We start from the raw sequence: 13,062 nt of genomic DNA on the forward strand, positions 1-13,062 counted from the left end.
GTTCCGGCCGAAGGTCTCGCTCGCCGCCCTCAAGGCGGTGGACTGCCGGGCGGCTCAATTGACGCCAGTATGTCGACAGGCCTCGCGGCACACCGGCCGCGGAGCTACTCCCCTTCGCTGGCGATAGTCTAACGTGTCCGCGCCCGACGTGTTTTCGACCGGGGTGCTGGTCGTCCGGATGCGCGGTTTCCCGGCGCCGCGGCGGGGAAGAACCAATCCGCGCGCCGGATCGTCGAGAATACACAGGAGGCGCTACCGTGACGCCGGTGCGGCACGGTAGAGTCAGCAGGGTCAAAACAGGAAGCAGGCTTATGAAATCGGAGTTCTCCCGTCCGTGGACGGCGCGCTACGCGCCCGGCGTGCCGCACGAGATTGAGGTCCCGGACGGATCGTTGTTCGACCTGCTCGAGTCCGCGGCCGCCCGTCACCGCGACGGCGTGGCACTCGAATTCTTCGGGGCGGAGACTCCGTACGGGAAGCTGGGTGCCGACGTCCTGCGCATCGCCGAGGGCCTGCGCCGGCTGGGGGTCACAGCAGGGGACCGTGTGGCCCTCGTCCTACCCAACTGCCCACAGCACATCGCCGCCTTCTACGCCGTGCTCCGGCTCGGGGCGATCGTCGTCGAACACAACCCGCTCTACACCGACCGGGAACTGCGCCACCAGTTCGAGGACCACGGCGCGAAGGTCGCCGTGGTGTGGGACAAGGTGGTTCCGCAGGTCCAGCGGCTCCCGAAGGACGTCGGGCTCGAAGCGATCGTCTCGGTTGACCTCACCCGCGCCCTCCCGGCCGCAAAACGCCTCGCGCTGAAACTGCCGCTTCCCGCCGCCCGCCGCGCCCGGTCCGCCCTGACCCCCTCGGAAAAACTCGCCGGGCCGCACCCCATCCACCGCTGGGAAGGGCTGTTGGCGTCCCCGCCGCTGGGGCAGGGGCATCCCCGACCCGCGTCCGGGGACACCGCCGTGATCCAGTACACCAGCGGCACCACCGGAACCCCCAAGGGCGCCGTCCTGACGCACCGCAACCTGCTCGCCAACGCCGCCCAGGGCCGTGCGTGGGTGCCCGGACTCGTCGAAGGGAAGGAGGTCGTCTACGCGGTGCTGCCGATGTTCCACGCCTACGGGCTGACCCTGTGCCTGACCTTCGCCATGAGCATCGGGGCGCGGCTTGTCCTCTTTCCGCGGTTCGACGTCGACCTCGTGTTGCAGGCCGTCCGGAAGAGCCCGCCCACATTCCTTCCGGCGGTTCCCCCCATCTACGACCGGCTCGCCGCGGCCGCCGAGGAGCGGGGGGTCGACCTCTCCAGCATCCGGTTCGCCATCTCCGGTGCCATGAACCTGCCCCCGGAGACGGTGGCCCGCTGGGAGAAGGCCACCGGCGGGTACCTCGTCGAGGGCTACGGGCTCACCGAGACCTCCCCGGTGGCCCTTGGCAATCCCATCGGCCCCACCCGGCGGCCGGGCACCGTCGGCGTCCCGTTCCCCAACACCGACATCCGGGTCGTCGACCCCGATCGCGTGGACGTTGAGAGGCCGCCCGGAGAGGCCGGCGAACTGCTGATCCGCGGTCCCCAGGTGTTCTCCGGCTACTGGCAGAAGCCCGCAGAAACCGACGCCGTGCTCCTCGAGGGCGGGTGGTTCCGCACCGGTGACATCGTGAGCGTCGACGCCGACTCGTACGTCAGCATCGTCGACCGGATCAAGGAACTGATCATCACCGGGGGCTTCAACGTGGCTCCCACCGAGGTGGAGGACACCCTTCGAGCCTGCGGCCCGGTCACCGACGCCGCGGTCGTCGGCCTGCCGCGGCCCGGCGGTGGGGAGGACGTCGTCGCCGCTGTCGTGATGGCCGACGGCGAGCAACTCGACGAGGAATCCCTCCGCAAGCGCTGCCGGGACGGGCTGGCCGCCTACAAGGTTCCCCGCCGCATCTTCGCGGTGGACGAACTGCCCCGGTCACTGATCGGGAAGGTGCTGCGCCGCGAGGTACGCACCCGCCTCCTGGACAGCAAGACAACGACACCTACCGGAAGACAGGCATCATGAGCGTCAACACGCCAGAAACGACGAATCCCTGGAAGGACAGCCTTGGCCGGGCCAGCCTGCGCTGCGCCCAGGTCCTCCTGATGCTGCTGCTCGCCGTGGTCACGGTCTACGCGCTGATCCAGGTGCGCCTCGTGGTGATCCCGGTACTGCTTGCCCTGATCCTCGCCGCAGCGATTGTGCCCCTCGTACATTGGCTCCGCCGCAAGGGCTGGCCCAGTTCCGCGGCCACAGGCTTTTCCTTCCTGCTTCTCCTCCTGCTTTTCGGCGGGCTGATCACCGGCATTGTGTTCGCCGTGCAGAACCAGGCCGGTGAGCTCGTCGACAGCGCCGTGAGGGGCTTTGACCAGCTCTACGCCTTTGTCGAGGACGGCCCGATTCCCGTTGACTCGGGTCAGATCCAGCAGGCCCGGGATGCGGTGATCGACTTTGCCACCAGCAGCACCGCGGGCGCCGGTGCCCTCTCCGGCCTGAGTGCCGCGACCAACTTCATCGCCGGCGGCCTGCTGATGGCCGTCATCCTGTTCTACTTCCTCAAGGACGGCGAGAAGATCTGGGCCTTCATCCTGAGGGCCTTCAAGGGCAAGCGGCTCGTGAAGGCCCGCCGGGTCGGCTACAGCAGCCTCGCCGTGCTCGGCGGCTATGTCCGGGGGACGGCCATCGTCGCACTCGTCGACGCCGTCTTCATCGGCATCGCCCTGGTGGTCCTCAAGATCCCCCTGGCCCTTCCGCTGGCCGTGATCGTCTTTATCGGGGCGTTCATCCCCCTCGTCGGGGCCACCCTGGCCGGGGTTCTCGCAGCGCTCGTTGCACTTGTCTCCAACGGTCCCACCGCGGCGCTGATCGTGATCATCGTCGTCATCGTGGTCAACCAGCTCGAGGGCAACTTCCTGCAGCCGGTCGTCATGGGGCGCACCCTGAGCGTCCACGCCCTGGTCATCCTGCTCGCCCTGACTGCAGGCACCATCCTCGCCGGAATCATCGGCGCCATCCTGTCGGTGCCGGTAGCCGCTGTCACCTGGGCGGCGATCAAGGCATGGAACCAGGAGGAGGACGAGGCGATCACCGAGACGGAGGTCGAAAAGGCCGAACAGGCCACGGCCCTCGACGAGAGCGGGCACGGCCTGAGCACCCTCCCCAAGGACGACCCCAAGGCGATCGAGCTGGCCGAGCTCGCCGCCGCCAAGCGCTCCGATGAGGACCGCCCCGGCGTCGCCTCGCGCGGTGTCACCCCGGAGACCGAGGAATCCTCGAAGCAGTTCGCCGCGGAGCCCTCGGTGCCGGCCACGGCCGGTTCCCCCGGGACCCCCGGGACCGGTGCGCACGGCAGGGGCTCCGAGGACACCGGCGCGGCCGGTTCCTCCGGGACACGGCGGGAGCGGCGGGACCGCCGGGACGGCGGCTCCACCGCCCTTGACGACTGACCCTGAACGACGCCCACAAAACCGGCGCCGGCTGAGTAGCCGGACGAACAGCTGATCGAAAAACCCAAGGGCTCCTCCCGCGCTGCGGGAGGAGCCCTTGGGCTGTGAGGTGCGGCTACCGGCGTTCCGGAAGGACCGATGCGCCGCCGGCGGACGCTTCGACGGCCGGAGCGTCGTCGTCGGGCACGTTGCCCGCGACTCGGTCCTCCCACGCGGCCATGACGGCCGGATCGGTAGGTCGGCTCGCCACTGACACGATGATGTAGACGACCGCGGAGGCGCCCAGTCCAATGTAGATCGGCCAGTTCGAGTAGATGCCTTCGTACTGGTTCTCGGCGTTCACTTCGAGGAAGATCATGGTGCCGAGGGTGAAGACCGTCCCGACGGCCATTGAGATGCCGGCGCCGAGCCCGTTGCCGCCCTTCCAGACGAGGCCGCCGATAATGGCGACGAGGAGCCCGCCGACGAGGATGTCGTAGGCGATGGTCAGGGCGGCGACGACGTCCTGCACCACGACCGCGAGCAGGATGGCGGTCACGCCGAGGCCGAACACCCACCACCGGCTGCTTCCGACGTCGTGCCCGCCGGCCTCCGGTGCCGGCTGGTGCGCGCTGCCCGCGCCCCGCCGCGACCAGCTCCGAACGTAGGGCAGGACGTCGGTGCGGGCCACCGTCGCCGCTGCGATGAGCGCGCCCGACGCCGTTGACATCATGGCGGCGACCGCGGCGGCCAGGACCAGGCCGCCGATCCCGATCGGCAGGACGTTGAGGGCGATGTCGGCGTAGACGTCGTCCTGGGACTCGATGTCCGGCAGGATGACGCTCGCGGACATCCCGATCAGCGCCCCGGCCACCCCGTACAGGATGCAGTAGATGCCTGCGGTGGCTCCGCCCCAGCGGGCGACCTCCGGTGTGCGGGAGGTGAAGACGCGCTGCCAGATGTCCTGGCCGATCAGCAGGCCCAGGGTGTAGACGACGAAGTAGGTGAGGATGCTCTGGGCGCCGATGCCGGTGATGTCGAAGAACTCCGCGCCGGCGCGCTCGGAGATTCCCTCGAACCCTCCGGCCGAGGAAAGCGCGAACGGAAGCATCAGGGCGAAGACCCCGATCGTCTTGATGACGAACTGCGCCATGTCGGCCAGGGTGATCGACCACATGCCGCCGACCGCCGAGTAAATCACCACGATGATCCCGCCGATGGCGATCGAGAGGGCGCGGTCCCAGCCAAAGAGGACGACGAAGATCGTGGCATAGGCGCCGGTGGAGGTGGCGCACAGCATCAGGGTGTAGGCCAGCATGACGATGCCCGAGACCTTCGTCGCCTCCGAGCCGTAGCGCAGGCTGAGCATCTGCGACACGGTGTAGATCTTCAGCCGCTGGATCGAAGGGGCGAACAGCAGGCTCAGCAGCAGCACGCCCACCCCGATGGCGACGACGAGCCACATCCCCGAGATTCCGTAGGTGTAGCCCAGGCCGACGCCGCCGACGGTCGAGGCCCCGCCGAGGACCACGGCGGCCATGGTGCCCGTGTAGAGCAGTGGCCCGAGGCGCCGGCCGGCCACCAGGTAGTCACTCGCGTTCCGGGTGCGGGACTTGCCCCACCAGCCGAAGCCGAGCATGGCCACGAGATAGACGACCACTATCGCCGCATTAAGATATTCCATTGTTCCCACCCAATCGTTGTTGCACACGAAGCAACTTTTGTTTCATCATAGGCTAGAGTGATAAAGGTCACTTCGTCAATCGGGAACCATCCGGGCGCTTCATAGAAGCGACGCTGCGATCGCTATGCTCTATCTTGACTCCCGTTCGTTCCCTTTCCCCCTGGGAGGACTGCCATGAAGGCCCTGCCTGTTGAACCCACCAACGCCCCGGTGGCGATCGGTTCCCGCATCCGCGCCGCCCGGCAGTCCCAGCGCATGACCATCGAGCAGGTGGCGGAGGCGACAGGGTTGACGAAGGGGTTCCTCAGCCGGGTCGAGCGCGACCTCACCTCGCCCTCGGTGGCGTCGCTCGTCACCCTGTGCCAGGTCCTCTCCATCTCCATCGGCGACCTGTTCCTGGCCCCCGAAACCCACCTGACCCGCCTTGAGGAGGCTCCCCGGATCAGCCTTGGCGGCGAGGGGATCATCGAGCGGCTGATGACCGCCCGCTCGGAGCGCCGCCTGCAGATGATCCGGGCCGTGATCGAGCCGCACGGGCGTGGGGAGGCCGAACTGTACTCGGTGGACTGCGAGGTTGAGACCCTGCACGTGGTGGAGGGCTCCTTCGAGCTGATTTTCTCCAATGAGCGCTTCGAACTGCAGGCGGGGGATACGGTGACCTTCCCCGGACGCGAACCGCACACCTGGGCCAACCCCTCGGGGGAGCAGGCCGTTATCCTGTGGACCCTGGTGCCGGCAGCCTCGGGTAAATAGGCGGGGTCGACGACGGTGCCCCGGCGTCTTCGGGCGGTCCGCACCTTGACCCGTGACCCGGCCCACAATTAGCCTTGTGCAAAACAATTGATGCATATTTAGCAACTTCGGTGCGCCGGGTGTGCACCCCTGAGGAATGGACGACGCCCATGGAAGAACTGCGCATTACGGCAGGTGGCCACCTCGGCCCCATCGATTCGGCCCGCGTGCCGCGCTACTCCGGCGCCGCGACCTTCGCGCGGCTCCCGCGCCTCGACCAGGTGGACCGCACTGACATCGCCGTGGTGGGCGTTCCCTTTGACTCCGGCGTCTCGTACCGGCCGGGGGCGCGGTTCGGCGCCAACCACGTCCGCGAGGCATCACGCCTGCTGCGCCCCTACAACCCGGCGCTCGACGTCTCGCCGTTCGAACGCGTCCAGGTTGCCGACGCCGGTGACATGGCGGTCAACCCCTTCAATATCCATGAGGCCATCGAGACGGTCCAGGCCAACGCACTCGACCTGACCGCCGACGGAACCCGGCTCGTCACCCTCGGCGGGGATCACACGATCGCCCTGCCCCTGCTGCGGGCGGCCTCCGAACGGGCGGGCTCACCAGTGGCTCTGCTCCACTTCGATGCCCACCTCGATACCTGGGACACCTACTTCGGCGCGGAATACACCCACGGGACGCCCTTCCGGCGGGCCGTCGAGGAAGGGATCCTCGACACCGAGGCCATCTCGCACGTCGGAACGCGCGGACCCCTGTACGGCGTGAAGGACCTCGAGGACGACCGGCGCTTCGGCTTCGGCATCGTCACCTCCTCCGATGTGTTCCGCCAAGGGGTCGACGAGGTCATCGCCCGGCTGCGGGACCGCATCGGCAACCGGCCGCTGTACGTCTCGGTCGACATCGACGTGCTCGACCCCGCCCACGCCCCGGGCACCGGCACCCCCGAGGCCGGCGGAATGACAAGCCGTGAGCTCCTTGAGATCCTGAGGGGACTGCGCGGCCTGAACCTGGTCGGCGCCGACGTCGTCGAGGTGGCTCCCGCCTACGACACCGCCGAAATCACCGGCGTCGCGGCCTCCCATGTCGCCTACGACCTCGTCAGCCTCATGGCCGACAACCTCACCTCGCCTTCAAAGGAAAGCTGAATGGAAATCACCGACAGCGCCGCCTCAGTTCCGCCCCAGCCCCTCCTCACCGGCCAGCGCAACGGCGGTGACCTCGTCGTCGAGACGCTGACCGCCCTGGGTGCCACCACCGTCTTCGGAATCCCGGGCCAGCATGCCCTCGGGCTCTTCGACGCCCTGTCCCGCTCGCCGCTGCGCTTCGTCTCCTCCCGGGTGGAAAACAATTCGGCGTTCGCCGCCGACGGCTTCTCCCGGGCCACGGGTGAGGTCGGCGTCCTCTTCCTCTCCACCGGTCCCGGGGCGCTCACCTCGCTGGCCGGACTCCAGGAGGCCTACGCCACCGGCGTCCCGATGATCGTGATCGCCAGCCAGATCCCGCTCGAGGGCCTCGGCGCGCGGCGCAAGGGCATGCTCCACCAGCTCGACGACCAGAAGGCCTCGGCGGCGAACGTCACCAAGAGCCAGCGGCTGATCCAGCACGCCTCGGGGATCCCCTCGGCGATCCAGGACGCCTGGACCGAAGCCGTCTCCTCGCCGCAGGGACCGGTCTGGATCGAGGTGCCCCAGAACGTGCTGCTGGACCCGGTGATGGTGCCGCGGGTCGAGGATGCGCTCGCCGAGCCGTTCGACAACCCTCCGCGCGTCGAACTCGTCCGTGAAGCGATCGAGTGGCTCACCGCCTCCAAGCGTCCCGCCATCGTCGCCGGCGGCGGAGCGCGCCGCGGCAAGGCCGAACTCGAGCTGCTCTCCATCGCCGAAAAGCTCGGCGCCCCCGTCGTGTGCTCACCCGGCGGCAACGGCGCGTTCCCCTGGAACCACGAGCTGTCGCTGCAGTCCTGGGTCGAGGACCGCCACGTCACCGAGGTGCTCGAGGACGCCGACCTCCTGCTGGTCATCGGCTCCTCCCTCGGTGAGGTCACCTCCAACTACTTCACGCTCGAGCCGCGCGGGCGCATCATCCAGATCGACGCCGAACCCCGCGTCCTCGAATCGAACCGCCCGGCGCTCGGCATCCGGGCCGACGCAGGCCAGGCACTGAAGGCCCTCGACGAGGCGCTGCCGGCGCTCGACCGCGGACGCACCGAGGGCTATGACGCCGCCGCGCTGGTCGCGGAGACCCTCGCCAAGGTCTCGGCGCGCCTCGACGCCCAGGACCTCGGGATGGAGCGCAAATTCATGGCCGACATCCGCGAAGCGGTGCCGGACTCAATGCAGACCTTCTGGGATATGACCATCTCCGCCTACTGGGCGTGGAGCTGCTGGGACTCACGCGACGGACAGTTCCATTCGGCACAGGGTGCCGGCGGCCTCGGCTACGGCTTCCCCGGCGCCATCGGCGGCACCGTCGGCCTGGAATCAAAGGGCCTGCCGCCGCGGGTGCTCGCGGTCTCCGGCGACGGCTCGGCCATGTACTCCATCGCGGAGCTGGCGACGGCGAAACAGCATAACCTCCCCGTCACCTGGCTCATCGTCGATGACGGCGGCTATGGCATCCTGCGCGAATACATGGAGGGCGCCTTCGGCAAGGCGACGGCCACCGAGCTGGCCCGGCCCGACTTCGTGAAGCTCGCCGAGGCCTTCGGCGTTCCGGCGCGGAGGGTCGCCCCTGCCGACGTCCGGGAGGCCCTCGAGGAGAGCCTTGCGGCCGAGGGACCGAACGTCGTCGTCGTCGAGACACTGCTGCGCCTCTTTGCGCCGACGCACCTGGCCGACTGAGCCGGGCCTGTGCTGCCCGCCGGCCTGCGGGTAGGGTTTACGTACCCGCAGGCCGGACAGAAGGGGCGCATCGATGTCATTCCGCAAGGGCGAGAAGGTCACCTGGAACACACCGCAGGGGACGACCGAGGGCAAGGTCGTCGAGAAGCGGGAGAAGGAATTCACTTTTGACGGCCAGAAGTTCAAGGCATCCTCCGATGAGCCCTACTACATCGTCGAGAGTGCGAAATCGGGCAAGCAGGCGGCCCACAAGCAGAGCGCCCTCAGCAAGCCCTCCTAGGCCGGCGGGCTACTTCAGCGGATCGTGGCCCCAGTTCATCAGGGAGTAACGCCACCTCGAGTGTTCGAGGTCGTCCTTGCCGGGAGTCTGCGCGAGATGCCGGTGCACATAGCCGACCACCTTCGCCATGTGCTGGACATCGTCCTCGGTCAGGTCCGGCTTGCGGGTTTCGAGGATCTCCACGATCCGGCGGCCCGAGGCGTGCCCGACCGATTCCCCGCCGTCCTTCTGGCCGACGGAGAGCGACTCGTCGGTGTCAAGCCATTTCTTCAGCTCCGCGGCCGTCATATTGACCGCTTCCCTCCACTGGGGCCATACCGCGTCGAGATCCGTGCCATTCGTTGCCACCGCTTGCTCCCTTCGCCGGACGGGTTCGCGTGCCGGCATTCGCGTACTTCCTGTTTTCGGGGCTTCCCGTAGCGTAATCGTAAGCAGGCTGATAAAGGTAGAGGGTAGGTCGATTTTCGAGAACTAAGGAGTACGACATCATGGCAGGAAACCTTCTGGCTCGATCCGCCCACGACCTCGGCGCGGCCGCATGGTTCGGTGGAACCCTCATGGGTGCGGTGGGGCTGAACGGCGCCACCGGTAAAGCGAAGGACCCCCGGGAGCGCACACGCCTCTCAACCCTCGGATGGGCGAAGTGGACCCCGGTGCAGATCGGTGCGTTCGTCGTGCACGCGGTCGGCGGCATCGGGCTGATCTACGGCAACAAGGGCCGCCTGGCCAAGCAGGAGGGCGTGGGGGGCAATACGGTGATCAAGAGCGTAGTGACGGTGGCCGGCATGGCGCTCTCCCTCTATGCGGGCATGATGGGCAAGAAGGTTGCCGAACTGGCCGAACAGGGTGGCGAAGGCGCGACGGAGCCGCGCCCCGGTGCTTCGGATGAGCTCGCCAAGGCCCAGTCGCAGCTCAAGATGCTGCAGTGGGCGCTCCCCGTCGTCAGCGGTACGGTGGTGGTCCTTTCGGCCCACCAGGGGGAGATGCAGCGGCCCACCAACGTGCTCGACGGAATCTTCGGCAGGAAGTAGGCCCCCGGCGGCTCCGCAGGGGCGCTGAGGAAGAGGTGGCTCCCGGCGCATGGCGCCGGGAGCCACTTGCCGTTTGAGCTGCAGGTGCGTTCCCCGCCGCGGCGGGGAATGAAATGGGCGTCCCCCGGGTTGAGTCATATGCATGCAAATGTATGTAATTCGAGAGGGGTTTTCCGGTGGCTACACCTTCAATTGTTGTCGTTTCGGCGGGGTTGGGCGTTCCTTCATCAAGCAGGATGCTTGCCGATCAGCTGGCGGAGTCGGCTGTTGAGGCCCTTGGGGCGGCCGGTGCCACCGCCGAGGTCGAAACAATCGAGCTCCGCGAGCTTGCCCTCGATATTGCCAACCACCTCGTCACGGGTTTCGCCCCGCCGGCTCTCGCCGCGGTCCAGGAGCGGCTCGCCGCGGCCGACGCGCTGATCGTCGTCAGCCCGGTGTTCTCCGGATCCTACAGCGGGCTGCTCAAGTCGTTCTTCGACGTCCTGGACCCCAAGGCCCTCGAGGGGATGCCCGTGCTGCTGGGCGCCACGGGCGGCAGCGCACGGCACTCACTGATGCTCGAGCATGCCCTGCGGCCGCTGTTCAGCTACCTGCGGGCCGTCGTCGTTCCCACCACCGTCTACGCCGCACCGCAGGACTGGGGTGCCGGCAGCGGGGACGGCGCTCCGGGGCTCGAGCAAAGGTCGCGCCGGGCAGCGAAGGAGCTGGTGGCACTGATCCTCGGCTCGGTCGGCCCGCGGCCTGCACGGGGACCCGAGGTGTCGGCGCCCTTCGAGGAGCTGCTGGCAAAGATCCAGGGGAACCGCTAGGCCCGGCCGCCCGCCGAAGCCTCACTGCATGGTGAAGGCGCGGGCAATCCCGGAAGAGACGGCGGGCCGCGACAAAAGGCGCGCGAGGCCCGCGTTGCGGGCCGCCAGCACCGGGGGAGGCAGGGGCCTTCCGAGGGCCATATTCAGGTGGGCCTTGCGCCGCGCCAGGCCCGCGGCCCGGCGCCGCGTCCGATCGAACCGGGCCAACTGCTGCCCGACGTCGGCGCCGTCGCACAGGTGTGCCGTGATGAGCGGCACGAGGGCCTCGACGTCGAGCCAGCCCAGGTTCATCCCCTGGCCCCCAATAGGACTGATCTCATGGGCGGCGTCGCCCACCAGCAGCACCCGGCCGGCGACAAGCCGCTCGGCCAGCCGGGAACGCACCTCGAAACTGCTCACCATGGTGTTCCCGGCCGGGTCCACCGCCACGTTCGTGCGCTGCCCGATGAGGCGTGAGAGCAACTGCGCGTCGGGTTCGGCGGGCGCTCCCAGCCGCACCACCCAGCGGCGCACCCCGCCCGGCAGCGGGAACGACTCGACGATGCCTGCGGCCTCGAGGTAGAGCACGGCCGAGTCGCCGTCGCCGGTCCCGTCGGGGAAGTCGCCCATGAGGTAGCAGTCGGGGTAGGACCTTCCCGGAGCACGGATGCCGGCAAAGTCCCGCACGGCACTGCGTGCTCCATCGGCGCCGATGACGAGACGCGCCTCGAAGACCTCGGCACCGCCGGGCCCCGCGGCATGGACCTCTACCCGGTCGCCCCGCTCCGAAAGGCCGGTCACTGTGATTCCGCGGCGCAGGGTGCCGGGAAAGCGCCCGGCGAGCCGGTCCTCGAGCACCTCCTCGGTCACGGCCTGCGGCACCGCCAGCACGTAGCGGTGCTCCCCGGGGAGGGTGGCAAAGGAGAGGGTTGCGACCTGCCGTCCTGCGCTGCGGGCAATTCCCTCGGTGATCCGCACCCCCCGCGCCTCAAGGGCCCCGGCCACGTCCCCTGCCTGCAGCGCCGCCAGGGCCGGAGGGTGGATGCCGATGGCCCGGGAGTGCCCGCTGCGCGTGGTGCGCCTCTCAAGCACGACGACGTCCAGGCCGGCCCGGCGCAGTTCGAGGGCGGCGTAGAGGCCAACGGGGCCGCCCCCGGCCACCACCACGTCATGCATCCGGGCCGGCCCGAAAGACGAGCAGATTCCGGAAGGGGACGGCGCTCTCCACGCTCCACCCGGACCGGCGGTCGGCCGCCAGGACCTCCCGGAGTTCGGCCGGGGTGTAGCTGCGCCGGATCGAGGTCAGCCCGTCCCGGCGGATGTACGAACCGCGCAGGGGCAGGGTCCCCACCGAAAAGAGGCCGTAGCCGATGCTGTTGCGGGCGATGTCGCTGTGCACCGCGAGGCGCTCGGCCAGCCGCGCGCTGTCATCGAGCAGGCCCGACAGGGCGCCGGGGTCGAGGTGGTGTAGCACATGGTTCGACGTCACTACAGTGAACCGTCTGCCCTCGGCGACGAGCTCGGAGCTCAGCGCCCTGCGGAAGCTCAGCCCGGGAACCTCCGGGCGGGAGGTGGCATAGGCGTGGGCGCGCCCGTCAGGGTCAATGGCCGTGATGGCCAGGGCCAGCCCGTCGCGGCGGGCCCAGCGGGCCAGCGCCCGGGGAACGTCCCCGCCGCCCGAGCCGATATCGAGCAGGGTGTTTTCCCGGTTCCGGGAAAGCTGGGGGCGCACGAGCGTTCGATAGGTGTGCCTCCAGCCGGCTACCACCGCGTTGACAAGGCCGAACTGGGAGTAGGTGCGCTCAAGCGTGAGCGGGTCACAGTCGGGCTTGTCCATCTCCTCGACGGCTCCGGCGTCGCGCCGCAGGAGGAATCCGCCGGGGGTCATCCGATCTTCGTGAGGAGGGCCGTCTCCACGGTGAGGCCTGGTCCGAAGGCCATCGAGCAGACCCGTCCGTTGCCGCCGGAGGAGGGCTGCTCGAGGATGTTCTTCAACACGAACATCACCGTTGCGCTGCTCATATTGCCGTAGTTGCGCAGGATCTCCCGCGCCGGTGCCAGCTGGTCCGAAGTGAGGTCGAGCTTGGCCTCGACCTTATCGAGGATGCTCCGGCCGCCCGGGTGGATCGCCCAGTGTTCGATATCCGAGTAGGCCTTGCCCTCGAGGGAAATGTCGTGGGCCAGCAGGGGTTCGAGGGCTGAGACGATGTTTTCGTCGATGATGTGGGGCACATAGGTGCCAAGGACCAT

General features: G+C 68.6%; 13 protein-coding genes. 8 read left to right on the plus strand and 5 right to left on the minus strand.

Annotation, left to right across the window (positions count from 1 at the left end; genetic code table 11):
• Window positions 1-311: 311 nt before the first annotated feature.
• Together QZX79_RS11995 and QZX79_RS12000 are read left to right on the plus strand one after the other, a co-directional pair.
• Window positions 312-2,045 (plus strand): long-chain-fatty-acid--CoA ligase, encoded by a 1,734-nt coding sequence (locus tag QZX79_RS11995; protein ID WP_294568504.1) that lies wholly within the window; start codon window positions 312-314, stop codon window positions 2,043-2,045.
• The gene (locus QZX79_RS12000; protein WP_366484952.1) at window positions 2,042-3,466 is read left to right on the plus strand and encodes an AI-2E family transporter; all 1,425 of its coding nucleotides are present in this window, start codon (window positions 2,042-2,044) and stop codon (window positions 3,464-3,466) included. The genes QZX79_RS11995 and QZX79_RS12000 overlap by 4 nt, the downstream gene beginning before the upstream one ends.
• Window positions 3,467-3,581: 115 nt before the next feature.
• On the opposite strand, the gene QZX79_RS12005 is transcribed toward QZX79_RS12000, so the two are convergent.
• Complete coding sequence (locus QZX79_RS12005) at window positions 3,582-5,129, minus strand: sodium:solute symporter (protein WP_294568505.1); 1,548 nt, start codon at window positions 5,127-5,129, stop codon at window positions 3,582-3,584.
• A gap of 174 nt (window positions 5,130-5,303) precedes the next feature.
• Between QZX79_RS12005 and QZX79_RS12010 the strand changes: the two genes are divergently transcribed.
• The 4 genes from QZX79_RS12010 (at window position 5,304) to QZX79_RS12025 (ending at window position 8,993) form a co-directional block, all read left to right on the plus strand.
• Window positions 5,304-5,882, plus strand: a complete 579-nt coding sequence (locus QZX79_RS12010; RefSeq protein WP_294568506.1) for a cupin domain-containing protein — start codon at window positions 5,304-5,306, stop codon at window positions 5,880-5,882.
• A 149-nt stretch (window positions 5,883-6,031) separates the two neighbouring features.
• Window positions 6,032-7,018, plus strand: a complete 987-nt coding sequence (gene speB, locus QZX79_RS12015) for an agmatinase (protein WP_294568507.1) — start codon at window positions 6,032-6,034, stop codon at window positions 7,016-7,018.
• Window positions 7,019-8,713: a thiamine pyrophosphate-binding protein gene (locus QZX79_RS12020; protein WP_294568508.1), complete on the plus strand. Its 1,695-nt coding sequence runs from the start codon at window positions 7,019-7,021 to the stop codon at window positions 8,711-8,713.
• Window positions 8,714-8,786: 73 nt separating this feature from the next.
• A complete protein-coding gene (locus QZX79_RS12025) occupies window positions 8,787-8,993 on the plus strand; it encodes a DUF2945 domain-containing protein (protein WP_133402819.1) in 207 nt (68 codons plus the stop codon).
• Window positions 8,994-9,002: 9 nt separating this feature from the next.
• Here the strand turns inward: QZX79_RS12025 and QZX79_RS12030 are convergent, their stop codons facing one another.
• The gene (locus QZX79_RS12030; protein ID WP_294568509.1) at window positions 9,003-9,341 is read right to left on the minus strand and encodes a DUF3140 domain-containing protein; all 339 of its coding nucleotides are present in this window, start codon (window positions 9,339-9,341) and stop codon (window positions 9,003-9,005) included.
• A 140-nt stretch (window positions 9,342-9,481) separates the two neighbouring features.
• On the opposite strand from QZX79_RS12030, the gene QZX79_RS12035 reads away from it, so the two are divergent.
• Window positions 9,482-10,024: a hypothetical protein gene (locus QZX79_RS12035; RefSeq protein ID WP_294568510.1), complete on the plus strand. Its 543-nt coding sequence runs from the start codon at window positions 9,482-9,484 to the stop codon at window positions 10,022-10,024.
• Between the two features lie 176 nt (window positions 10,025-10,200).
• Entirely contained in the window at window positions 10,201-10,833 is a 633-nt protein-coding gene (locus QZX79_RS12040; protein ID WP_294568511.1) for an FMN reductase, read from the plus strand.
• Between the two features lie 21 nt (window positions 10,834-10,854).
• Here QZX79_RS12040 and QZX79_RS12045 read toward each other — a convergent pair whose 3' ends face one another.
• From QZX79_RS12045 to QZX79_RS12055, 3 genes are all read right to left on the minus strand, one after another.
• Entirely contained in the window at window positions 10,855-11,988 is a 1,134-nt protein-coding gene (locus QZX79_RS12045) for an NAD(P)/FAD-dependent oxidoreductase (protein ID WP_294568512.1), read from the minus strand.
• Window positions 11,981-12,700 (minus strand): class I SAM-dependent methyltransferase, encoded by a 720-nt coding sequence (locus QZX79_RS12050; RefSeq protein WP_294568513.1) that lies wholly within the window; start codon window positions 12,698-12,700, stop codon window positions 11,981-11,983. Before QZX79_RS12050 ends, QZX79_RS12045 begins: the two co-directional genes overlap by 8 nt.
• Window positions 12,697-13,062 (minus strand): 3-oxoacyl-[acyl-carrier-protein] synthase III C-terminal domain-containing protein (locus QZX79_RS12055; RefSeq protein ID WP_294568514.1); only part of this gene is annotated, 366 nt, incomplete at its 5' end. The genes QZX79_RS12050 and QZX79_RS12055, both read right to left, overlap by 4 nt.

Source organism: uncultured Arthrobacter sp. (assembly GCF_902805515.1).
Lineage (GTDB): Bacteria > Actinomycetota > Actinomycetes > Actinomycetales > Micrococcaceae > Arthrobacter_D.